Origin of the sequence: Paenibacillus oceani (genome assembly GCF_014705615.1) — a bacterium.
Classification (GTDB): domain Bacteria; phylum Bacillota; class Bacilli; order Paenibacillales; family NBRC-103111; genus Paenibacillus_AB; species Paenibacillus_AB oceani.
Genome location: NZ_JACXJA010000014.1, coordinates 101,754 through 126,750, shown reverse-complemented (window position 1 = coordinate 126,750; position 24,997 = coordinate 101,754). Strand labels below are relative to the sequence as shown.

General features: G+C 56.0%; 15 protein-coding genes. 7 read left to right on the top strand and 8 right to left on the bottom strand.

The annotated features are described in order from the left end of the window. Positions 1–116 precede the first annotated feature (116 nt). From IDH45_RS11890 to IDH45_RS11870, 5 genes are read left to right on the top strand one after another with little or no spacing between them, the layout of a single operon-like run. A complete protein-coding gene (locus IDH45_RS11890; RefSeq protein ID WP_190927793.1) occupies positions 117–1,757 on the top strand; it encodes an ABC transporter substrate-binding protein in 1,641 nt (546 codons plus the stop codon). Between the two features lie 24 nt (positions 1,758–1,781). Beyond that, a complete protein-coding gene (locus IDH45_RS11885) occupies positions 1,782–3,080 on the top strand; it encodes an alpha-L-fucosidase (RefSeq protein ID WP_190927792.1) in 1,299 nt (432 codons plus the stop codon). A 20-nt stretch (positions 3,081–3,100) separates the two neighbouring features. After that, positions 3,101–3,919, top strand: a complete 819-nt coding sequence (locus IDH45_RS11880) for an SDR family NAD(P)-dependent oxidoreductase (protein ID WP_190927790.1) — start codon at positions 3,101–3,103, stop codon at positions 3,917–3,919. Then, positions 3,916–4,944 (top strand): ureidoglycolate dehydrogenase, encoded by a 1,029-nt coding sequence (gene allD, locus IDH45_RS11875; protein WP_190927788.1) that lies wholly within the window; start codon positions 3,916–3,918, stop codon positions 4,942–4,944. Before IDH45_RS11880 ends, allD begins: the two co-directional genes overlap by 4 nt. Then, a complete protein-coding gene (locus IDH45_RS11870) occupies positions 4,941–6,122 on the top strand; it encodes an ABC transporter substrate-binding protein (protein WP_190927786.1) in 1,182 nt (393 codons plus the stop codon). Before allD ends, IDH45_RS11870 begins: the two co-directional genes overlap by 4 nt. Positions 6,123–6,510: 388 nt before the next feature. Here the strand turns inward: IDH45_RS11870 and IDH45_RS11865 are convergent, their stop codons facing one another. The 5 genes from IDH45_RS11865 to IDH45_RS11845 form a co-directional block, all read right to left on the bottom strand. Beyond that, entirely contained in the window at positions 6,511–9,741 is a 3,231-nt protein-coding gene (locus tag IDH45_RS11865; protein WP_190927784.1) for a family 78 glycoside hydrolase catalytic domain, read from the bottom strand. Beyond that, positions 9,738–11,132 (bottom strand): sialate O-acetylesterase, encoded by a 1,395-nt coding sequence (locus tag IDH45_RS11860; RefSeq protein ID WP_190927782.1) that lies wholly within the window; start codon positions 11,130–11,132, stop codon positions 9,738–9,740. The genes IDH45_RS11865 and IDH45_RS11860 overlap by 4 nt, the downstream gene beginning before the upstream one ends. A gap of 104 nt (positions 11,133–11,236) precedes the next feature. Then, the gene (locus tag IDH45_RS11855; protein ID WP_190927780.1) at positions 11,237–13,153 is read right to left on the bottom strand and encodes a hypothetical protein; all 1,917 of its coding nucleotides are present in this window, start codon (positions 13,151–13,153) and stop codon (positions 11,237–11,239) included. A 23-nt stretch (positions 13,154–13,176) separates the two neighbouring features. Beyond that, positions 13,177–14,496: an ABC transporter substrate-binding protein gene (locus IDH45_RS11850; protein ID WP_190927778.1), complete on the bottom strand. Its 1,320-nt coding sequence runs from the start codon at positions 14,494–14,496 to the stop codon at positions 13,177–13,179. Between the two features lie 34 nt (positions 14,497–14,530). Beyond that, complete coding sequence (locus IDH45_RS11845) at positions 14,531–15,814, bottom strand: sialidase family protein (protein ID WP_190927776.1); 1,284 nt, start codon at positions 15,812–15,814, stop codon at positions 14,531–14,533. Positions 15,815–16,182: 368 nt separating this feature from the next. On the opposite strand from IDH45_RS11845, the gene IDH45_RS11840 reads away from it, so the two are divergent. Then, the gene (locus IDH45_RS11840; protein WP_190927774.1) at positions 16,183–17,226 is read left to right on the top strand and encodes a LacI family DNA-binding transcriptional regulator; all 1,044 of its coding nucleotides are present in this window, start codon (positions 16,183–16,185) and stop codon (positions 17,224–17,226) included. 690 nt (positions 17,227–17,916) lie between these two features. Here IDH45_RS11840 and IDH45_RS11835 read toward each other — a convergent pair. The 3 genes from IDH45_RS11835 to IDH45_RS11825 all read right to left on the bottom strand — a co-directional run bounded on the left by IDH45_RS11835 (position 17,917) and on the right by IDH45_RS11825 (position 21,912). Then, entirely contained in the window at positions 17,917–18,804 is an 888-nt protein-coding gene (locus IDH45_RS11835) for a helix-turn-helix domain-containing protein (RefSeq protein ID WP_190927772.1), read from the bottom strand. Positions 18,805–18,902: 98 nt separating this feature from the next. Next, positions 18,903–19,979: an SGNH/GDSL hydrolase family protein gene (locus tag IDH45_RS11830; protein ID WP_190927770.1), complete on the bottom strand. Its 1,077-nt coding sequence runs from the start codon at positions 19,977–19,979 to the stop codon at positions 18,903–18,905. 61 nt (positions 19,980–20,040) lie between these two features. Continuing rightward, positions 20,041–21,912, bottom strand: coding sequence for a twin-arginine translocation signal domain-containing protein (locus tag IDH45_RS11825; RefSeq protein WP_190927768.1), 1,872 nt, complete (start codon positions 21,910–21,912; stop codon positions 20,041–20,043). A 317-nt stretch (positions 21,913–22,229) separates the two neighbouring features. Between IDH45_RS11825 and IDH45_RS11820 the strand changes: the two genes are divergently transcribed. Further along, positions 22,230–24,917 carry an alpha-L-rhamnosidase gene (locus IDH45_RS11820; protein WP_190927766.1) on the top strand — a complete coding sequence of 896 codons (2,688 nt, stop codon included), beginning with the start codon at positions 22,230–22,232 and terminating at the stop codon, positions 24,915–24,917. The last annotated feature ends 80 nt before the right edge of the window (positions 24,918–24,997 follow it).

Genomic DNA, 24,997 nt, shown 5'->3' with positions numbered 1-24,997 from the left:
GAACCGTTCGCTGCACTTGATCTGTCATTCCGGAAGCCGGCGGACGTTTCGGACGTTTGTTCGGAGAACGGGACCGGCGCACATGATGGAAAAATAATCGAACAAGGGGTAGTGAAATGAGAGTTTTGCGAACATGCATGCCTTTGATCGGAATAGCGCTCCTGACCGCTATCCTGTCGGGATGCTCGGATCGTCCGCCCGCACCCGTCAGCAACGCTCCCGCCGCCCCAACAGCGGTCGTCGTTAAGCCGGGAGGCGAATATCCGATTGCCGACCAACATGTAACGCTAAAGGTGATGGTCAAGCAAAATCCACTTGTCGAAGATTTTGCGACAAACGCATTTACGAAATGGTACGAGCACAAAACGAACGTCCATATCGACTGGGAGGTCGTGCCCGCCCGGACGGCTTCGGAGACGTTGAGCCATACGCTTTTGAGCGGCGAGCTTCCAGATATCATTCTGGACATGAACATTTCCGAAAATCAGCAAATGATATACGGCTCGCAAGGCATCTTCGTTCCGCTGGGCGACTACATCGAACGATACGGATACGAGACGAAAAAGCTGTTCGCGGAATTTCCGGCGATCAAGGAATGGATCAGCACGCCGGACGGAACGATTTATGCTTTGCCGAAGGTGAATCAATGCTATCACTGCTCGATGCCGCAGAAAATGTGGATATACAAGCCGTGGCTGGACAAGCTCGGATTGGACGTCCCGACGACGACGGAGGAGCTGTACCTCGTACTGAAAGCGTTCAAGGAGGAAGATCCGAACGGGAACGGCTTGGCCGACGAAATCCCGTTATCCGGCTACGCCGGTTTGCCGCTCGATATGTTTATCATGAACGCTTTCCTGTTGAACAATGATCGTTTTTATGTGAAGGACGGACAAATCGACGTTTCCTTCAATAAACCGGAGTGGAAGGAAGGACTGCTTTTTCTGCACAGGCTGTATAACGAGAAACTGTTGGCGCCGCAATCGTTCACCCAGGATCGCGAGCAGTATATGCGGATGGGGGAGCATCCCGGTACGCCGATTTTGGGCGCGGGCGTCTCGATGCATATGGGCATGTTCACTCAATTATACGGTCCGTCCGGCAGATGGAAGGACTACGTGGCCGTCCCTCCGTTGCTCGGACCCGGAGGCGTCCGGTTCGCGGCTTCCGATCCGTTCGGCTTGCGGGCAGGAAACTTCCTGATCACGAAAAGCAATCCGTATCCGGAGATTTCGTTCCGTTGGGCGGACGGACTGTATCGTCAGGAGCATTCGCTCCGGGCATTATATGGCCAAGAAGGGATCGATTGGGAGTACGCGAAGCCGGGCGACATCGGCATCGACGGAAAGCCTGCCCTATGGCGAAGGCTGCTGACCTACGGGCAAGTCGGCAATGTCCATTGGGAACAAACGGGCTTGTTTCTGCGGCCGGAACGGATGTTTCTCGGCGAGAAGACGGACCCGAAGCAGCCTCTCGAGCCGATCCTGTACAACGAAACGAAAAAATACGAGCCGTATGCCCCGGAGATCGGGCAAGTACCTCCGCCGCTTTATTTCCAGACGGACCAGGTCGGCGAGGTGGCGGAATTGAAGAAAACGATCAACGAATACGTCGACCGGATGCTGGCGCGATTCGTAACGGGCGACGTCCGGATCGAGATCGACTGGGACTCCTATTTGAAAACATTGGACAGCTTGAACCTGAACCGGTATTTGCAAATCATTCAGAAAGCGTACGATGAGAAATACGCCAAATAAGCGACATCGGGGGGACAAAACGCGATGCAGCTCGATCCAAAAGCACAAAGCCGATCCTGGTTTCAACAAAGCCGTTTCGGCATGTTCATTCATTGGGGCTTGTATGCGATTACCGGCAGAGATATGTGGTATTACGCTCACGAGGAAGTGGACAAAGCGCATTACGAACGGCTGTTCCGCCGATTCAATCCGACCGATTACGATCCGGCCGCATGGGCCCGGCTCGCCAAACGGGCCGGCATGAAATACGCAGTGCTGACGACCAAGCATCATGACGGGTTCTGTTTGTGGGACAGCAAGCATACCGATTTCAAAGTGACAAACACCCCGTACGGGAAAGACCTGCTCCGGCCATGGATCGAGGCGTTTCGCGCCGAAGGATTGAAAATCGGCATCTATTACTCGCTCATCGACTGGCATCATCCTCACTTTACAGTCGATTTCCTTCATCCGCAACGAAAGCAAGCGGAACATTTGAATAAAACGCGGGATTTCGCCGAGTATCGGCAATACTTGCACGACCAAGTGCGCGAGTTGATGACCGAATACGGCCGTATCGATATTTTTTGGCCAGACTACTCTTACGGGCCGCTAAACGGATCTCCAGGCAAGCAGGCTGCCGATTGGGATTCTCCGGCATTAAAAGCGATGATCGAGGAACTGCAGCCCGGCATTCTTATGAACAACCGGCTGGGTGTCCCCGGCGAGATGGAGTGCGATTTTCTCACGCCCGAACAATACATTCCGACAAAGGACGTCTCGAAGCAGTCGGTCGACTCGAACCGGGCGCCGATGTGGGAAGCATGCGAAACGATCGGAGCTTCGTGGGGGTATTATCGGGGAGATGCCGCGATCAAATCGACGAAAACGTTGATCCGGCATCTCGTCACCTGCGTCGGCAACAACGGCAACTTGCTGCTGAACGTCGGACCGACGCCGCGGGGACGGATCGAGTCCGAATTTGCCGAACGGCTGGAGGAGATCGGACAATGGCTGGAGCTGTACGGGGAATCGATCTACGGGGCCGGCTCCTCGCCATACCGGATTTTCCGCAAAATTTGCCCTGATCTCAATCCGGTGTTTACTCAAAAACAGAACGAAGTTTTCATTCATTTCTTTGACGAATATCCCGCCTTCGACGTCATTGTCGGCGAACTGGGCGGCAAAGTGGACTACGTCGAATTTGTCGGCGATCGGACGGAAATCGGGTTCGAGGATATCGAATTGGACGGGAGAGCCCATTTGAGGCTGAAATTACCGATCATACGGCCCGATCCGTACGATACCGTCATTCGCATCATGCTGAAACCAACCGAAAACTGAACAAGGACGGTGACACCCCCTTGTACAACCAACTGGAGTCCAAGGTCGCGATCGTTACCGGCGGCACGAAAGGGATCGGCGGCGCCTGCACGCGCCTGTTTGCCGAACGCGGCGCGAAAGTTGTTTTTACGAGCCGCAATGCCGAAGAAGGCCGCCGGTTCGAGGCGGAACTGACCGGCCTCGGCTACGATTGCCTATACGCGCAATGCGACGTGCTCGACCCGGACGACATCGCACAACTGTTCGAAGCTGCTGTGCAGCGGTACGGGAAGTTGGATGTGCTGGTCAACAACGCCGCCACCCATATTTCCAAACTGATGCACGACTATACGCTCGACGATTTCGATTGCCTGATCGGCACGAACTTGCGCAACTATTTTTTGCATGCGAAGCATGCGGTCCCGCATTTGAAACGGACGAAGGGCGCGATCGTCAATATCGCCTCCAGCACGGGCAAGGTCGGACAATATGCGGGCTCGCTGTATGCCGCGACCAAGGGCGGCATCATTTCCTTCACGAAGTCGATCGCCCTCGACTATGCCCGCTGCCCGATCCGGGCCAATGCGATTTTGCCGGCTTATGTGGATACCCCTCTGCTGCAAAGCTGGATTCGGCAGCAGGAGAACCCGGCGAAGACGGAGCGGACGCTCGCCGCGTGCCATGCGCTGGGCACGATTTCCTCCTCCGAAGAGATTGCCGCCGTCGCGGCTTTTCTCGCCAGCGATGACGCTTCGACGGTGACCGGGGCGATAATCGATGCGGACGGTGGCGCAACGTTGGAATATTCCCCTGCCATTATCGATTTTCCGGCAGCTGATGCTTGGAGGGAACCGAGTTGAAAACAAAAATCGCGTTCCGCGAGCAAATCGCGGAACGCTGCGTGCACAAGCTGACGGCCTCGGGGGTCGGGAAAGACGAGGCCGAATTCGTCGCCGATGTGCTCGTGCACGCCGATTTGCGCGGAGTGGAGTCGCACGGCGTGATGCGGCTGGAGCATTATATCGCCAAAATCGAAGCCGGCGGCATCAACCCGAGACCGGACATCAAGCTGAGCCGGCCCACACCCGCGCTCGCCATCGTTCACGGCGATGACGGCCTCGGGCATCTCGTGGCCGGAAAAGCGATGGAGACGGCCATTCAACTGGCTCGGGAGCACGGCATCGGTCTGGTATCGGTCAACGGAAGCAGTCATTGCGGGGCGTTGTCCTACTATGTGAAAATGGCCGCTTCCCATCGTCTGATCGCCCTGATGATGGTCAATACGGACAAGCTGGTCGTCCCGTTCGGAGCAGCCTCTCCCTATTTCGGCACGAATCCGCTCGCCTATGCCATTCCCGCCAAGCGGCATCGGCCGATCGTTCTCGACATGGCCACCAGCACGGTTGCGTACGGAAAAATATTGTACGCGCTCGAGAACGGATTGCCGATCCCACCGGGATGGGCCGTCGACGACCGGGGACAACCGACGGAGGACCCGAGACAAGCGCGTGCTTTGCTGCCCTTCGGGGGAGCGAAGGGCTACGGCTTGAGCTTGCTCGTCGACGTATGCGCCGGCCTATTGACCGGCTCCCCGTTCGGGCCGCACGTACCCGCCATGTACGGCGATTATGCCCGTAAACGGGGGCTCGGCCAATTCATCGTGACGATCGATCCCGACAAATGCTCGACGTCCGGCCCGTTTGCCGAACGGGTCGATCAAATGATCGACGAGCTTCGCCGCCTGCCTCCGGCTCCGGGAATCGACGCGGTCAAAGTACCGGGCGAATTGGAAGACGATACGGAACGGGAACGGCTGCGGCACGGCATCCCCGTTCCGGAGACGTTGTACGATTACTTGTTCGACGAGGAGGCGAACCCGATATGAGCGCCTGCACACTAAAGGTCGCCCTCATCGGCGGCCCGGCCTTCGAGCCGTTGTACAAGTCGTTCGAAGCGTTCACGAGACAAACGGGAATCTCCATCGACATCGCTTTCACGGGGACGCATCCAAGCTTGAACCAGCACCTGATGCACGCCTACGAAGCAGGCGAAGGCGATTACGATCTCGTCTCCACGCATACGAAATACGCCCCTTCCCAATTGTTCCTCGAGCCGTTGAACGACGATTTCGAGGAAGCGGAACTGGCCGATTTCGTCCCCGGCGCATTGAGCTTGGCCACCTATGAAGGCAAGCTGCTTTGCATTCCGCGCAATGTCGATATCCGGCTGCTGTTTTATCGCAAAGATTGGCTGAATGAGATAAGGATCGACAAGCCGGATACGTGGGAGCAACTACGCCACATTTGCGAGGTGCTGCACGAACGGGGGATCGTCGGATTCGCCTTTACGGGCAAAGAATCCGGCTTGTTCGGAACGTTTTACGAGCTGCTCGTCTCCTATGGAGGCCGACTGTTCGACGACTCGCTTCAACCGGCATTCGACAGCTCCGCCGGGATTCGCGCCGCTGCCTTTCTGTGCGACCTGTACCGTTCCCGGTTCACCCCTGCGGAGGTGCCGAACATGCATTACGACGAAGTTTCGAACGCGTTCCGAAGCGGAAGTTGCGCGATGGCGGCCGATTGGCCCGGTTATTACGGCTTGTACGGCAATCCCGAAACGTCCCGCGTAAGCGGATTGTTCGATATCGGCTTGCTCCCTTGCGGCCCCACCGGCGATCGCGGCGTATACGCGGGCAGCATGTCCTTCGGCTTGCCGAAAGGAGCGCCGCACAAACAAGAAGCGCTTCGGCTTCTGAAATATGTGACGTCGGCAGACGTGCAGCGGATCGACTTGCGCAACGGTCATGTGCCCGTCAGAAACAGCTTGATGGCGAGGCTGGACGACGACGCCCGCGCCGGGACGCTCGAGTTGAAGCGTCTGACGCTCCTCCGGGAAACGTTGGACCGCTACATGATTATCCCGCCCCGCTTCGAAGCTTACCCGATGGCGGAAGATATTATCTGGGGCCGCATCCGCGAAGCGCTTCTCGGGAAGTTGACTCCGGAAACGGCGGTAACCATGGCGGCCGCAGAGATTCGCGGGCTGAAGCCTGCTCCTCGATAAACCACCTGCGGCAGGGGCCGGGGTTGTCCGGTATCCGGACAATCCCGGCCCCTATCCTCGGCTCCCTGTCCATCCGTTTTTTTCATAAACGCCAGATTTGTAACGTTTTCGCTTCTTCCCGTGCTCTCCGTTTCACCTCCGAATCCGGTGTAAGCTCCTCCTTGGATACGCCGCACCGGTTTTAAGCTTCTCCGATTAAGCAATACAAATCTCCCAGATGGATCACAGATATGAGATCGACCAATCGATCGGCAAGATATTGTTTTCCTGAACCAACAGGTTTTTAGCGTGATCGTCATGATGGACGATCGTAAGAGTGGATGGAGCCGGTAAAGACCAGGGTGCAGCACGGACTGTCACATATGGCTGCACCCGGTGCAAGAATCATTTATAAAACGGTATAAGCCTGAAGAACGGTTGCTGGCGCCGCAAACGTGTAATCGCCCGATCCGACGCGATACACGCAATATTCGCCGGATCGGCGGACGAAGTCGACCCCTTCAGCCTGCGAGGCGGGAACGTTCCCTTCGTATACAGCCGCTTCGTCGTCCGCCGGAACGTGGACTTCGGCTACCGTATTGGCCGGGATGCTCACGTCGAGCACGAGCTTCCGGTCGCGGATGCTCCACGCGCTGACGATCCGGCCGGAGACGCTAGCGTATTCGGCCCGGACGAAGTCAAGTTCGCCACCGGGATGAGGACGAATTCGGAACTTGGCGAATCCGGGTTCTGTCTCGTCCGGCACGATTCCAGCCATATGGCGGTACATCCATTCTCCGACGGAGCCGAGCGAATAATGGTTGAACGAATTCATCGCCGGCGTCTGGAATCCTTTCTCTGCCGTCCAGCCGTCCCATCGTTCCCAGATTGTCGTAGCTCCTTGCAGCACCGAATACAGCCATGACGGGAAGGTGCGATTATGTAGCAGCTTGTATGCGGCCTCCGCCTCTCCCGCATCCGTCAATACCGGCAGCAAATAACCGACACCGACGAAGCCGGTCGACAGATGACCGCCATTTCGCCCGATATTGTCGAGCAGATGCGCGAGCGCCTTGCACGCCATGTCCGGTTCGAGCAGCTTCATATGAAGCGCCAGGACGTAGCCGGTTTGCGTATTCCCGGCAATCTTCCCGTCACTGGTAACAAATCTCTTGTTGAACGCGGCCCGGACGTGCCGGAACAGCTCGCCGTAACGCCTCGCATCGGCCGGCCTGGCAAGCGCCATGGCCGTTTTTTCCATTAACGAGGCACAATAGGCATAGTAAGCGGTTGCCAGCACGTCCTTCGGCGTATCTTCGCCGATCGACAACCAGTCGCCGTAGCCTTCCGCCGGGCGTACGCCGCTCGGGCTTTCCCGTTCGAGGAAGGCCATATAACGCTGCATGCTCGAATATTGCACCTCGATCATGTTACGGTCCCCGTACATGAGATACATCGTCCACGGTATAATGATTCCCGCATCCGCCCACGCCGCAGTCCCGGCGCGCAGGTATCCCCCCACATTAGGAGCGATGTCCGGATATGCTCCGCTGTCGAGCTGAGCATCCGAGACATCAATCATCCATTTCTCGAAAAAGCCGCGAACATCCATATTGTACGAGGCCGTTCCGGCAAATATTTGCGCATCACCGAGCCAGCCGAGTCTCTCATCCCGCTGAGGGCAATCCGTCGGAACGCTGAGAAAGTTGTCGCGCTGCCCCCAAACAATGTTGGCATACAACCGGTTCAGCAGTGGGTCCGACGTATGCAGCGTCCCTGTGGGCGGCATGGCCGAATGGACGACGCGTCCTGTCACCTGATCGGCGTCTAGCTTCTCTATACCGGATATCTCCACGTAGCGGAAACCATGGAAAGTGAAGGTCGGTTCATATGTCTCCTCCCCTTCCCCTTTCAGTATGAACAGATCGGTTTGCTTTGCATTGCGCAAATTTTCGGTGTAAACCGCACCGTCTTCCTGGAGCATCTCGGCGAAGCGCATCTTAATCCGCGTACCCGCCGGGCCGCTCGCCCGGATTTTGATCCAGCCGGAAATGTTTTGGCCGAGATCGATGATATGACTGCCAGAGCGGTGCTTGAGGACGCTGACCGGACTGATATCCTCCACGATCCGGACGCCGGGACCGATCTGCGCCGTCAACTTCTCCGGTTCGACACCCCATTCCTCGACGGGCTCCCAGCCATCGTCCGCGAATCCGGCTTCGTCCCAGCCAGGCATTTCCTTGCGGGCATCGTATATTTCTCCATGGACCAGATCGGCATACTCGATCGGACCTCGGCTCGTCTTCCATGTGCCGTCCGTTATGACCAACTGCTCGGAATCGTCTTCAAACTCGATATGCAACTGCATGAGCAGGCGGGGAATCGTCCCGTAGTGGGCGTTCTCGAACGGGCCGATATTGCCGGCATACCATCCTTCCCCGACGACGGAGGCAAGCGTATTGCGACCGCCGCGAATGAGCGGCGTGACGTCGTAAGTTTGGTACATGACACGCTTGTCATAATCGGTCCAGCCGGGAGCGAGTACGTCGCAGCCTATCGGAACTCCGTTCAGACGAGGCGCATAGACGCCAAGCGCGGAAGCGTACAGCGTAGCCCGGCGAACCGGCCGGTCTGCGGCGAACTCTTTCCGGGCATAGTAGACGTCGTTGCGCCAAGAATCGATTTCCTTTCTCGGCAAGATGAACGGCGAGTCCCATGGGCGTTCCCCCGCCGCTGCCAGTTCGGCCGCAGCCGGCCAGCCCGAGTCGTCGTAATCGGCCGTATTCCATCCGGAACAATTCGGGGCAAATGTCGCTTTCCATGTGCCGTCTGTATCCAACAGACGGGTTTTGCCGTCCGGCCCGACCAGCAATAATGTCCCGATGCATGCTCCGCCCGTCTCGGTCAGCCGCGCCGGATTTTCGACCGAAACAGCCAACACGTTGCGACCATCAGCAAGCTCCTCGGTCAGATCGAGCAAGACGAGCTTGCGGAAGCCGAGTGCTGCCCGGCTGTGGATGAGACGGCCGTTGACGTACAGAAACGGCTTCGTTTCCGCCGAAAACAACAGCATCGCACGGTGGCGCTTCCGTTCCTTCGGCAGCTCGAATAGTCGGCGGAAATACGTTTTCTTTTCCCCGGCGGGAGTATCGGCCGGCAGCGCACGCAGACCGATCCATTTCGCCTGATCCAGATCGGGCACAAGCAGTTCGCCCGGCCGGGGGCCGATCCATTTCGCTTGCCAATCTTCCTCGTCCAACAGTCCCATCGACCAGTACGACGGTTCGCTCCACGGCGATTCGCGGTTCCGCTCATCCCATACTTTCACCCTCCAATAGTACCGGCCACCGGAGGATAGCGGCTTGCCTTCGTAGGCAATGGAAGACATGCGCGAATTCTCCACACGGCCGCTGTCCCACATCTCGCCTTCGCCCTTTTCCACACCTGCGACCGACGAGGACACGATGATCCGGTACCCCGTCTGGGTTCGGGATCGGCCATCCGCCTGCAATTCCCAGCCAAGACGCGGCATCTTCTTCCCGATGCCGAGCGGTCGATCGAGAAATTCGGTTTTCAGCGAACAAGCGGCCATTGCCGCCTTCGTTTCCGATTGTTCCGATTGTTTGGTCATTCCAGTCATAGTTGCTCTCCCATCTCTCTGTTGATGTCCGTTCGAAACGGACTTGCCGGATTCCCCTCGCGGTTTGTAAGCCGGACGATCGGCGCAGCCGCCCATCCGTAGCGAATCCGTACCGGCTCCGCAAGCTCGTCGTGAAGGACCCGTACCGTATCCGGCCCGACGACCTCCGCCCGGGCCGACACGAATCGGCCGTCCTCCCCGCACAGCTCGAATCCGTCGAGGGGCTCCCCTGCCTTGATCGCCAACGCGCTGTCGGCGATATCGAATGTGACGCAAGTACCCGTGCTTGCCGCGTATGCCCGCAGGAGCTCCGGACCGCGTCCGGTTGCACGATCGCCGTACACGATCGCGCCCGCCAACAGCGCCAACCGTTCCACCACCGGTCGTTTCCGCTTCGGATGCAGCTCGCCCCGCTCCTCCAAATCGATCGTGACAGCCATCCCCGTATGGGGAACTTGCTTGGCTGCCAGTCGCTGAGCTTCTCTCACGATCGCCCATTGCTCCGTCCCTTTGTCGTATCCGGGCAGCTGCACGAACAGGAACGGCGCATCCGGCTCGTCCCAACCATCCCGCCAGGCGTCGATCAGAGCCGGAAACAGAAGGGAGTACCGGTCCGCTTTCCCTTCCAGCGCATCACTTTCGCCTTGATACCAAATAAATCCGCGTATCGCAAACGGTTGGGCGGGTATAACCGTCCCGTGATACAGGGCGAACGGCCGGTGCGGATTCTCGTGACTGAGTTTCTCCCTCTCCACAGCTTCCTCCTCGAGCAAATAAGCGAACTCCGGCTGAGCCGCCAATCGCCGCGGAACCCAGCAAGCCGCCTTCGTGCCCGCTCTGGACAGCTGGACGATGCCGATCGGAACATTCAGCCGGCGTTGCAGTTCGATGGCGAAATATACCGGAATGGCGGCAAGGCCGGGCAGCAGCCCGGCAGACAACCGCTTCCAGTCTCCACCCGCGAAGTCCGTTTCCGGGCAATCGCTTGCATGCTCCGCCGCCTTGAATAGCCGGATCGAGTCATGTGAGCCATTCAGTTCCTCGCATTCCCCCTCGGCATGCACACCGCCGATTTCCGAGAACGAGTAACCCATATTCGATTGTCCTCCGGCTACCCATACTTCGCCGACAAGCACATCGCGCGCGACGATTTCCCGTTCTCCGTCCGTTATGCGCAGCTCGTACGGACCTCCGGCTTCCATTGGATCGAGCCGGACGCTCCACCGGCCGCTCTCGGCGATCGCCGACCTGGTTCGACCAGCAAACGTTACGGTCACTTCCGTGCCGTCCGGCGCACTCCCCCAAACTTGTATCTCCTTTCGCCGCTGAATAACGGCATGGTCGGAGAAAAGGCGCGATACCGTCAACGCGTTCTCCCGATCGTCTTTCATCTCAGACCTCCCGCATCCTTTATTAGAGGTTGTACAAACCGCTCCTCATTTCCTAGCTTCATCCCATCTTCTTCGTGCTGAAAACCGGGCTTTTTGAACTCGCACTAATAGGATGTTTCGGCCGAATCGACTACACTACGTTCCAACCAGCCTGTACCGTCGAACAAATATGCGCAAACGATCCGTTTGCCGCCGGCCGAACTGTCAAACGAGGAGAGTACGGCTCCTCCGGTCCCGTTCAAAATACGAACGGTCGGATTGGCGGAGGAGGAGCCGATAACTTTGATCGTGGCCGTATCGCCCGCGACAGAATGATCTTTATCCAACATGATGTCATAGACGTAAGCAGCAGTTCCGGCCGTCGGAGCGAATTGCAGCTCGGTCGGGGTCATTCTCGGCTTTACCGTATATGTACCGGCGGCTGAAACACTCACCGCTTGGTATCGCTTGACCGCCGGATTCGGCACGTCTTGCACCGCGAATATTCGCGTTCGGTTGATCGACGCATCCATCGCGATGCAAGCCGTCACCGCCGTGTGATTACCCCTCAGCGTGTAGGCGCCGATCGTGATGTCCGTCGAGCCGTTGCGCAGCTCGAACAGCTTCGGAATTTCCAGGAAAGCGCCACTCGCTATCGTCAGATCGGGACAAGCATCGATGACAAAACCGATATCCGCCGCCTTCTGGATATCGTAATTTGTGACAGTTCCGGAAGAACGCAGCGCATATACGCCTACAGAAGTCGATAGATGGGGCAATGAGCCATGCACGATGTTGGCCCCGCTAATCTGCACTCGTTGGCAATCTTCCAGGTGAATGCCGCGCCATTCACCGGAATGGTTGAAAAAAGCGTCGGATCGATAGGCGGAGACGCCGGAAATGATCATTTCGGGGCGCTTCACGAGCTTATACGCCATACCGACGGCATTCACATGACATGCGGTAATAAACCCTCCAGGCTCGGACGAAGAATTGGTCGCCTCGATGCCGTACCAGCAGCCGACGATTTCCGAGCCGCTTCCGATGTGAAAGCCTTCCGTCCCGCTGCCGAGCTCGACGCCACGATACAAGTTGTTCAACCTCAAGGTCATATCCACTTGGATGTTGCCAACCGCACCCGATAAGCGTATGCCTGTCATCTGATGTTGACCTGCCGGGTCCTCATTCGGATTGAAGGTGCCGAAGCCGGTCAGGGCGACCGTGCCGCCCCTAGCGTCTCCCATCTGGACGACAACGTCCCAGCCTTCTCCCGGGAATATCGTCTTCCCGCTGTCCGCTCCGAGAAAAAACACGTCGAAATCGTATCTCGGCCTTTTATTGGCAAAAATACCCGTCCCATTGGGCGTAACGATCGCATACCTGCCGATCGTGCCGATCGTCCGTATCGTCAGCGGCCCGATCGAAAGCGCCTCATGCGCATTGCCCTCCAAAACGTTCATGCCATCGATACCCGTCATATTGCGGAAGTTCAGCTCCGAGGCGTACCCGTCGGTCCGGATGACCAATCCCATAGGAACGTGCAGCGTATTCCCGTCGACAACAAATTTGCCAGCCGGCAAATAGAGCGATTTGTACCCGCAATTAAGCCATGCTTGCAGATGCGCGAAATCGTCCGCACTTCCGTCGCCTCTTGCCCCGAATTGCCGTGCGCTAATATCTTCAGCCTGCGCCAGCTTCCAGCGCCCGCCCGATACCGCCGCGATTACGGTGCCGCCATTGTCCGACGAAGTCGTGTCTGCGGCGTCCAGCACATACAGTCCTTCGCCCCCATCCCCGGGCGAGTAATAGCCAGTAACGAGTACGCTCGACGGGTGCGGCGGGTTGAAGGTTCGCAACTCGGCGAGCGAATCGACCGAGCAGAGTGAATGGAAGCTGCTCCCCAGCCCGTACATATGGTTCATGACGGATTGACTTCCCGCCGACGCCGAAGATATTCCCTTCAGCATCGCATGCGACGCGAATGCCGAACCAACAACACCAAAGGCGGTCAGCACTTTTCTTCTGGTCATCCGATCGTCCATCTTCCCTCTCTCCTTTACCTCCATTATTTGGCGGAAAGCTCGGCTATCTTTTTGTCCGCTTCCTCCGCCGCATCTCGAAGCGCAGAGTTGACATCGGTGGTGCCGTTAATGAAGTTGACCAAATATTTGTTCATAATGCCGAGCACAGCGGAGTCATAGGTGGTCGATCGGGCAGGTGTCGGATACTGCATGTCGAAAATATGTTTCAGATTTTTGCCCTTGGCCGCGGGATGGTCCGCAAATGCCTGGTCACGTATGCCCGCATCGTTCAGGGCGGTGACGAGACCGGAGCGGGTGGAGTTCGTTTGCACCTCCTGATCGGAGCTTAAGTAGGCAATGACCTGAAACGCGATATCTTCGTTTTTGCCTCCTTTCGGAAGGGTAAAGCCGTCCGAAAAGACGCCGGTACCGACACGGGGATTTTCCTTGAAACTCGGGAACGTCACAACGTCCCAGTTCAGACCGCCATTCGCCATCGCGACCATATCGACATTCTGCAAAGCCAATATGTCGGGAAGCATCGCTATCGTTTTATTTTTCATAAACACGTCGCGCGAACGGAAAAACGCATCGGCCGGCGGCTTGCCTTGCGCGTCCTCTATCTGCTTCGTCATCTCGAAAAGTTGTCTCCAGCCGGCACTGTTCACAAGCGACTTCTTGGACGACGCATCGGCATACGGCAACGACAGCTGGCCGGACATCCGGTTCATCTGCAGCGGCGGACGGATGCCGACATATTGGACGCCGCTGTCCACGCGCGTCAGTTGCTTACCGATCTCGATCACGTCGTCCCAGGTCATGAAATCTTTCGGATACGGAACGCCAAAACGGTCAAAGATGTCTTTATTGTAGTGCAGCGCGAAGCCGAGCACGGAAAATGGCAAGTAGTACATCTCGCCCTTCTCGCCGTACGACTTGATGCTCTCGATTATTTTCGAATTGTAGGGTTCGAAGTTGAAGCCGTGCTTCTTGGCAAGCGGCCCCAGATCGGTCATCAGGTCTAACTCCTTCAGCGCCGCCAAGTTGGTCAACCCTTCCGTAATGATGTCCGGCATCGTGCCCGCCGCCAGCATTTGCGGGTATACGACCGACGGCGGCTGCGCCTTTTTTTCCATCCTCTCCAAGGTGACATGCGGAAATTTTTTCTTGACGAACTGATTGTAATATTTCTCAAAGTCGCTATCGTTCGCCGCCGTGTATACTTTCAACGTTACCGGCTTGGGCGGCTCCTCCGTCTTCGTCTCGGGAACCGCCTCCGTACCCGTTTTGCCTCCTCCACATCCTGCGAGCAGTCCGATCGATACGGCGGCGACCGCCATTCCCGTAATTTTTTTGTTAAACACCGCAATCTCCCCTTTTATACAATGTTTCATTCGATCAATACGCCAATTCCCTGAACCGATCGATACGGTGAAGCGTAATCAAATTTCCGTTATGCGCGCATGAAGCGCTTTCATCTCCGGATCGACTTAAAATCAGCAGATCGTCGCCCGCTATGACCATACTCGCATAATGGCGAGCCGCCGCGGAATGCTCCGTCTTTGCAACGAGTCCGGCGAAACACCAATCGATCGCATTTTTGGAAAAATGAAGCTGCAGTCGATTGCGCTCGTTGTTCGGCAAACTGAAACGGTCATCCGAAAGCTTCTCCGCACGCGTCATGCTGTCCGTAGCTTGCGTGCTCAGCAACCAGTATAGCTGAGAAATTTCGTCATACACGATATGGAACTTCATCTGCCCGCCCGGACAAGGAACGAAGGCAATGCGTTTGCCCGAAGGCGTCGTTTCCAGCATCGTCTCGATCGTGCCGTCTTCTCGCTCGACCGCTTTCGCCATAGCTGCAAATCCGGTTCCGCCCGTATGCGCGCGCATCCATAAGTGAAACGTACGTCCGGTCGGATCGAAAAAGTAATGGTTCTCGTCGACGAAGCGGACGATATTCGTTTCCAGCCAGCCCATTCGAAAGCAAGTTCTGCCGGGAACTATCCGATTGTGCCCCCCCTTCCCCTCGACCCGGTAAAACGGGACGCCGAAATAGTCCAGCTCATCCTCCGGCACCGCCTCTTCGAAGATGAGCTCCGAGGCGAACGTCCAATTGTCCCGGCGGGTCAGATCGGCATCCTCCCGTCCGCGGAGCAGCACCGGAGCCATCACGCTGACTGGCCAACCATGGATATCCGGCTTCGTGATCCGCTCCATGACCAAGTATACGTTTCCATTGGCGTGAACGACGTTGGCCGGGGACTGATGCCAACATTGCCCCTCCGTGAGCGTACGGGGCTCGCTCCAGGTCACTCCACCGTCATTGGAGCTAATGACCGTAAGGTCATGACAGTGACCCAATACGTACACGCTGTCGCCGGCCACAAACGGACGGGCGTGCATAAACGGGAAGTCGGCCCGGTGCGTCCAAGAACGCCCGTTATCGTCCGACGTATAAATTTTGCCGCACCAAAGCGCGCCTCCTTCAATCCTCCGGCTCGGCCCGGGCATCTCGGCCATTCCCGGGCCGCTAATATCCAGCGTCGCGATCAATCTTCCGTTCGGAAGAATGGCGATTCCGGGACTGTATGCGAATATACGACTCGGATCGGGCGATTCGTAGATCGTGACGTACTCGGGAGCCAGCTCCCGGACTCGGTTTCGATTCCATTCGTTCAATCTGGTCCACTCCCTTCACGCAAGTAAACGCTATTCATTGCAAACAATTTCATCGACTCCCGTAACGTTCTCCATTAAAGAACTGTGTTCAAATGCCATAAGATAAAAACCTTTTATCACAAAACTAAAAACACCCCCTCAAATAATAAAAACGTTTTTATAAAAAAATAAAAAAAACAATAAAAACAATTAGAACCCATTGATTTTTAGTCATTATCGCACCAAAAACCAATTTATATTTTGATTATACCAAAATATTCATAACGGTCAATATAAAAACGTTTTATAAATTTGGCGAATTTATTGGACCAACCGCAATCAAAACGATATAATAGAGACAACACTTGCACTCGAAGGAGCCTAAATGCATGAGTACGATTAAAGACGTAGCCCGGGAAGCCGGCGTTTCGATCTCGACGGTGTCCTTCGCCATTAACGGAACGGCCCCTGTAGCGCCCGAAACAAAAAAACGGATATTCGAGACGATCGAACGGCTGAACTACCAGCCCAACTCGGCCGCCCGAGGCTTGGTCACCCGGAAATCGAACAATATCGGCATATTCGTCCCACATCCGGATTCCTCGATCTTCACTTTTTCCGGCAACCAGCTTTTCGCCAATTTGCTGCAAGGAATCGGCGAGGTCGCCGGTGAGAAGGGCTACAACCTGCTGCTTGCCTGGGACCGTCCTGACAAGGAAAAGCCGTCCAAGGTCATCGAGCTTGCGCGCAGCGGCTCGGTAGACGGGCTGTTGTTTCTGATCCCGAACCACGACCATACGATCATCGACCAGCTGATCGAGATCAAATTTCCGTTTGTATTCATGGGGAACCACTATTCGGACAAACCGGTCGACTCGGTCGATATCGACAATTTCCAGGCGTCATACGAGTGCGCGAGCCATCTGCTGAAGCTAGGTCATAAGCGGATCGCCTTTATCAGTCCGGGACCGCTCGACTTTCTCGTCAGCGAAGACCGATATGAAGGCTATTCGAGCGCTCTGAAGGATGCGTACATCGAACCGGACGAACGACTTTTTTATGTAGGGGACGACAGCAAGGCCAGTGGATATCGGGCGATGGAGCATTTCTTCGCTAGCGGCGAATCGCCTTCGGCTATCGTGGCCGGACGGGACGTTCAAGCGGTAGGCATTCTGAAGTACGCCAAAGAACGCGGAATGGACATTCCGCGCGATATCGCCGTCGTCAGTTTCGAAAATTCCCAATTGGCCGAGATGTACGACATCACCTCCTACAGCACAGACCTATACGTCATTGGAAACAACGCGGCCAAAATGCTGTTCAAGCTGATTTCCCGCAAAAAAGAGCGTCAGCCGCAAAACGTCGTTATTCCTTCCGAGCTGTTCGTCCGGGGCAGCTGCGGGAGCGTCTCCCGAAATGATCCGCTTTCCTGAGCACAAGTCCCTGACCCTATTGGAGGTGGGACAGCTCCTTCATTCAAGCCCAAATAGGCTGAACGAAGGAGCCTTCCTGCATTCTACACACACCGTCTCATGTCCCCCACAAGGACGCGACACCGAGCAAACGGGCCAATTCCCACAACTCTTCTACCACGCCGACGTCTACCGGAATCCCTTCCCTTAAACGCAGCTTTTCCCGGAGGAATCATTTCCTGAAGGCGTAGCCTATTGCCCATATCGCAGATGCCCTGGAACCGGTTGAAGACCAAACAAGCGAAACCGAACACTTTTCTGCAACAATTGGAGGCGCAATGGGATCAAACTATAGTTGTTACTTGATTGTGTCGTCGTAAGCATATTCCTGTTCAGCCGCACGAATCTTCTAATAATGGATCTCAAACCATACTATTCCTGCGCGTAAAGTCGATTTTAGAATTCCTTATGCTCAAAAGGGTTGCATCAAGCTTAAAGTACAAAACACATATTTTGAAAATATTACGCAGCTTTCTTAGTCTCAAGGATGTTTTTATTCAGACGGTCTAACGCGAGCTTGCATAGGTTGTATGTTAAACAGCTCAAATCCAGATCAATCTATTGGTTCATCGATTTGATCAACATACGGGCGGCACCCCGTTTCTTGTGTGGAGTAAAAAGAACCCGATCGAATCGTCAGTGAAACAGAGATCAGATGTTGTCCAGGTAACCGTTCTTTCTGTATGTCATCGGGGAAACCCCGGTTTTTCGTTTGAATATGATATGGAAATGCTTCATGTCTTTAAACCCCATCGATTCCGCGATCTCGTAAACTTTCCGATCCGTCGTCCGCAATTGCTCGCAGCAACGCTCGATTTGCATGGAGTGTACATAATCGGTATAAGTTTGACCTGTCGCTTTCTTGATCAATCGATTGAACTGCCTGTTCCCGATACTGATTTTCGCGGAAATTTCGGTCAGCGACAATGGCGTTTCCAGATTACGATGAATATAGCGGATCGCTTCTTCTATTCTGGTGTCGGCTTCGGCGCATGTGTGGCTGGGTTTGCCGCCCATCGAGCGGTACAAAACGAGCAGCAGTTGGACAACATAAGTGAGAATCATCAAGGCGCGGCCTTCCTGCCTGAAGGCGAATTCCTGATAAAGGCGCTGCATCAAGCTTCTCATTTCGGCAGACCGCTCCTCCACTTTAAGCCACTCGGTCCTGTTTCGAATGGAAAGCAGAGCACCCGCATCCTCCGACGGAAGCAGCATCGAATGGCTGTCTAAGACCCGGTCGAACAGTTCCAGGCCAAATATGCAGTTATATACGATCAACGGATCTTTTACAGCCGCATCCGCCGGACGGAACACATGGGAAATACCTACGGGAATATAGAACAAGTCCCCTTTCCTTACCGGCACAATCCGATCTCCGATATAATGAAATCCCTTTCCTTCGGACACGTATGTAATCTCGACGAAGTCATGCGAATGCTCCTGCAGCCTGAATTTTTCGCTCGATCTGTTCACGAAGATAGGGAAATCTTGTCCGAAGTAAAACTGCCCCTGTGCCGACTCGATAGGTCTTCTGATCACATTCCCGTACCTCCCAAACAGATCTCGTGTTTTTTCAATCCACAAGGTCATTATATCCGTATCTCGATGTCAGGCTCAACCTCCATTCCCCCTTGCAATCACCCTTCAACTCCCACTCCTGATGATCCCTTACTGCTTAGCGCCGGCGCGGATAAAAACAACGAGCCGACAAAATCGGAATATACGCCGGCCAGGAAATCGTTGGGATGGTTAATATTGTTGCCGGTCATATCACGGTACTGCTTGTACTGGAGCAACCGCTCGTGCATCGTCGTCATATCCGCCATCACGACTCCCGGTCCGGTCAAGGACCGAATAACGTCCCGGTAGCTTCGATGCTCACCCTCAGACGCGATCGTCAGCTCGGGATTCGGCAGAGAGGTGGCGATCAACGCGAATTCCGCCGACGGCTGCAGCCGCTTCACTTCCTTCATAATAAGGCTCGTTTGGTTCCGAAAAACGTCGGGCGGCACTTTACTCGTGCCGTCGTTCATCCCGAACGCCACAATCGTCAAATCCGGCTTGTGCACGGCCACCAGATTCGACGCATTTGCTGCCCCCCATGCCGAGGTGGTCCCTCCCTTGGAAGCATTGATCCATTCGATCGACGACGCCGGGTACGCTTCGCGAAGCATACCGGCAAACCTCTCTCCCCAACCGGGCGAATAAGGCGGCACGCGAAGCGGACCGCTCGCATCGGAGCCTGCCGATATGCTGTCCCCGTACAGCGCGATGCGAACCGGTTCGCCGTTCGCCAGTTTCCGGAACAATTGCGGCAGCTCATGCTCTGCACGCCGAGGCACCGGCCAATCCCGATGCTGCCCGCCATGCGTATAAGTGACAAGCAACTGATGACGGTGAAAAAAAGGGGGGCTCTCCGCCAGCGCATAACCTCCGCCGTATTTCGGCCATTTCCGGACTTCGTCCGACTCGGTCGGGTGCAGTCGCTCCTCGGTCAGCCAGGCGGCACGCGAATGGGGAGTCAGCTTCAGTCGTCCGTCCTCCCAAATCCAGTCTTTCCCTCGCACATACTGTGTCGATTTACAGGCGTCTTGCACGATGTCGATTTCGAGCGGGTCATAAAGCAGTCGAGCTTCCGGCGGCCGACCCGATTCGGAGACGAGCAAGATCGACTCTTCGCGCATAACGTTGCACTGCCAAAACGGTACGAACATTTCATTTCCTCCTAAGGTACGTATTTCCAGTCTGCCACTTCATGAAACTCAAAACGGTTTGCTACACCGATGGTTCGATCATCAAGGTCCCGGTTACATGGAAAAAGCTCGACGACAGCAGCTCCGCAGCTGTCAGCCTGCTGCTGCCGGCGCCGCTTCGGTTCAAGTACAGATCGATTTTGTCGGAATTCGGGCCGATCAACCCTTGAATCGAGCCGGTTCCAGTGCCATGCGATACATTCAAGGTCATGACACTTACGAATTCATGTCCGTTCGTTTTGTTCATGATCGCCGCCGGCAAGCCGATGATGGAGACATTGCCCGATGCGCCCGTAATGTCGTTCAACTGCAGCCGAATGCTGAACGTGATGATCCCTTCCCCTTTCCGCCAATACCCTTGCCGGATCGCATGCTGACCATCGGGGAGCACTCCGCCGGTCGAGGTCGACAAGCGGGGCGCGAAAGTCTGAGTATGATAATACGGCTTTTGTCCCGAGCTGAACCCTTCTACGCACATTCGGAACTCCAAATCGTTTCCCACGAACACGTTGGTGCCCTGGTTGTACCAGACGGTCTTGTCGAACTTCGTATGGCGGGCATCCGCCGAAATCTCGATATGCGTATCGTTTGCCGGCGTAACCCCGTCGGCCTTATACCTCCCGGTAAATCTTTCGATATGGCACTGGACGAAATAGTCTCTGCTGCTTGCGCCGACCCGGATCGAGTAGGGGGAGGAGCTGGCGAACCGGGTGCCGTGAAAATGATGTCCCTGGATCGATTTTGCAGGCGTATTTATGTTCCCGTCGATTTTGAAAGCGCCGCCGTCGGTGTCCGACATGCGTGAGCCGCGATGATGATTCATATCGAAAAAGCGGGAGCTTCCATAGATGTAAAAGTCCGAAAATCCGCCGGCGCCGCGCAAGTCGCCGGAGACGATCGAATCCGTACCCGTTTTGGGCAACGGTCCGTATACGAGCAGTCCCCAAAATCCGGACGACCAGTAATCATGCAGCGTGCTGCCGTCGCAGTTGCCCCTCTCCTGGGTGACATCATACATCGTCCCGGCCAAGCGCCAATACCCTTCCACCCTGACGCGCGTTGCGGTGAAAAACGACTTCGAGCGGATAAAAATGCCTACATCCCAGTCCGAGCCGTAGTCACCGGCCGGATCCGTACCCGAGAAAGCATTGGCGATGTACAGGTCTTCCAAATGCACATTGGCGCTTTCGACGGAAAATGCCGTCGAGATCGGATCATCCGTTCCGTCATCCGGATGCTTTCTTTGTGTCTTTACCCACTTGGGGCCCGTACCGAAAAAATAGAATCGGCTGCCGAACCTTCGCCCCGTTCCTTTGACGATCACGGGGTTGTTGAAGACAATCGATTGGGCAGTAGAAAAACCGTATAATCCTCGCGATATCCGAATGATACCAGCACCGGCGTAGGCTATGCAAGCTTTCAATACCGGAGAATTATCCGTACCCGTCTTGGCGACAGCGTCATAATCGGCTTTCGCACCAAGATCGTCAAAGTACACTTCGCCGATCGTGTTCGGCACATACTGCCATATGACCCCGTCGGCATCGGTCAATGTCGCCGAGCCGCGTTGTCCGGGCGTCTGCGAAGGTGCGCTTGTATCGGCGGTTTTCATCCACTTCGCGCCGCCGATCCCGGCCGTATAGAAGCCGCCGGTCTCGAGCATCCCCCCGGCCGATACGCCGGGATACGAGTCGCTGATCATATCGGTGGTCAGCGCCACGCACCCACACGCACCCGTCGAGTCGCTCTCGGTCGTCTTTTTCTTTCCTTTCGACTCCGCGGTGGAACCGCCCGTTTGCGAAAGCATAGTCCCGACAGCTACGGCCGTACCGGCGATACCGATGTTTTTCAGCAGCTTGCGTCGGCTAATACCTAAATCGTCTCCATTATGCATGTAATCCTGCCTCCCGATAAATGGATGTACGGCACCGATAGCTACCGATTGCCGCCAATCGTCGATTGGTACTAAACTATAATGTAAGCGTATGCAATTCTCTCCATTGTAAAATAGACGATCTTATTTTATATAGGGGTAAAATGACTTTTTTATAGTCGTAAAATGACTAGCAATTTGTGTGATGAATAAAGTGTACAGACTGACCGGAAGCGCGACATGTCCCTATCTGCCTGCAATAATGTCCAATCCCGCCTCGATTTCGAGTTGGCCCCCGTACTATACTGAGGAAAAATCAGATAAGAGGTGTGCTGCTCATGGAATCGCTTGCTGTCGTCCAACTGAAGACGGAGTATAAACAGAACCCGCTTGGATTGGGCACCCCCATCCCGCGCTTAAGCTGGAAAATCCGCTCCGAACGCCGGAACGTCGCCCAACAGGCATATCGTATACAAGTGGCCGAGGAGGACAGTACCTTCTCCGCTCCGCTGTGGGATTCCGGCAAGACGCTGTCCGATCGTTCCATCCACGTCGAATATGGCGGGCCGGCCTTGAAGTCGCGAACGCGTTACTATTATCGCGTTCGCGTATGGGACAGAGCCGATATCCCGTCCGATTGGAGCGATGTCGCCTATTGGGAGACGGGCCTGCTCGATACGAGCGAATGGTCGGCCTCCTGGATATCCCCGCCGCTTCTTAGGGAGGAAGCCCTCCCCGCCGACTATTTGCGTACAACCTTCATCCCGAAGGGGCGACCCGTGCGAGCCACCGTATACGCCACCGCCCTCGGACTGTACGAGCTGCACTTGAACGGCAAGCGCGTCGGCGATTCGCTGTTCTCGCCGGGATGGACGAGCTATCGCAGCCGGCTGCAAGTGCAAGCTTACGACGTCACCGACCTGTTGGAGGAGCAAACTAACGCGCTCGGAATCGTCCTCGGTGATGGCTGGTACAAGGGCAATATCGGCTGGCTAGGAGGGCGGCAATATCAGCGCAATTATTATGGAAACCGGAGAGCGGCTCTAGCCCAGTTGCATCTTAAGTACGAGGACGGCTCCGAGCAAATGGTGACGACCGACTCCTCCTGGTCATGCTCGACCGGGCCGATTGTACAGTCGGAGATTTATCACGGCGAAACGTATGACGCTCGGCTGGAACAAGCCGGATGGTCTACGGCAAATTTTAAGGTCGACGGACGCTGGCGTATGTGCGAGTGCATAGCGCACGGCAAGAACATGCTGGTCGCCCAGGAAAGCGAGCCTGTTCGTATTGTGCAGAATATTCATCCGATCGCCGTATTCCATACGCCTAAGGGTGAAACCGTGCTCGATATGGGACAAAATATGGTCGGTTGGGTCCGCATGACGGTACGAGGCGAAGCCGGACATCAAATCATTCTCCGCCATGCGGAAATTCTCGACAAGGACGGCAATCTGTACACCGACAATTTGCGTACGGCCAAACAAACGAACGTGTATATTTGCAAGGGCGGCGGGGAGCCGGAAACGTACGAACCCCACTTTACGTTTCAAGGCTTTCGTTATGTGCAGATCGACAACTATCCGGGCGAGCCTGCCACAGAGCATTTTCTGGGCAGAGTTATCCATTCGGACATGGAGCAGACCGGCCGCTTCGAATGCTCCGAGCCGCTCGTCGACAAACTGCAACGCAATATCATCTGGGGGCAACGCGGCAATTTCCTCGATGTGCCGACCGATTGTCCGCAGCGGGACGAGCGACTCGGCTGGACAGGAGACGCCCAGGTGTTTATCCGCACCGCATCGTTCAATATGAATGTCGCTTCTTTTTTCGGCAAATGGCTGAACGATGTTGCGGCCGATCAGTTTCCCGACGGCGGTGTACCCGCCGTTATTCCCGACGTGCTGACGAAAGCTCCCCGCTCCTCGGCCGCTTGGGGCGATGCGGCCACCGTGTGTCCGTGGACCGTCTACTTGTGCTATGGGGACAAACGTATACTGGAGCGCCAGTATGAGAGTATGAAGGCATGGGTCGAATATATACGCGTCCAAGGCGACAACGAGCTGCTGTGGAATACCGGAGCCCATTTCGGCGATTGGCTCGGCATGGATGCCAAGGAAGGCAGCTATATAGGAGCGACTGCGAGCGACTTGATCGCCACTGCCTTTTACGCCTATTCCGTCCGTCTTGTCGCGAAGGCGGCGGCCGTCCTCGGCCGTGAGGCGGACTCACTGCGATACGCGGAGCAACATCGCTGCATTGTCGCCGAATTCCGCAACGAATTCGTCTCGCCGAACGGACGAATCTGTTCGCCGACCCAGACGGCGCACGCCTTGGCGCTTGCGTTCGGGCTTGTAGAGGGCGAGACCCGACGCAGGGTTGCGGATGCGCTGAACCGAATGGTCGCCGACAACGGCTATAAGCTGACGACCGGCTTCGTCGGTACTCCGTATTTGTGCATCGCCTTGTCCCAGAACGGCCATCATGAGACGGCGGCCCGGCTCGTGCTCCAACAGGAATATCCGTCTTGGCTCTACTCCGTTCTGCAAGGCGCGACGACGATCTGGGAGCATTGGGACGGCATACGGCCGGACGGGGCGTTATGGAGTCCGGAGATGAATTCGTACAACCATTATGCATACGGGGCCATCGGCGAATGGCTGTACCGGATGCTGGCCGGCATCGATACCGACGACGTGGAAGCCGGCTTCAAGCGAATCCGCATCCATCCCCGTCCCGCGGAAGGCTTTCGCTACGCGCGCGCCACCTACGAATCGATGTACGGAGAAATCGGCTGTGGCTGGGAACGGAACGAGGACGGATATATGAGGATCGATGTCGTCATTCCGCCCAATACGACGGCGGAAGTCTTTTTGCCGGGTGCTTCCTTGCGCCTTCTGGAGGCTGACGGCCGTCCGTTCACCAATACGGAGACGGTCGGCCTCGAACCGGCCGAGCAGGAGCAAGATGGCGTCCGCCTGACGCTTGGCTCGGGCCGCTACCGATTTGCTTACGGCCCGGCCTGAGTTGGACACTCCCATTTGCCGCCCGCCTTCCTATCGCCCGCGGATGAAAAGAAACCTCCGGCCTGCGCCATGAACGGCGT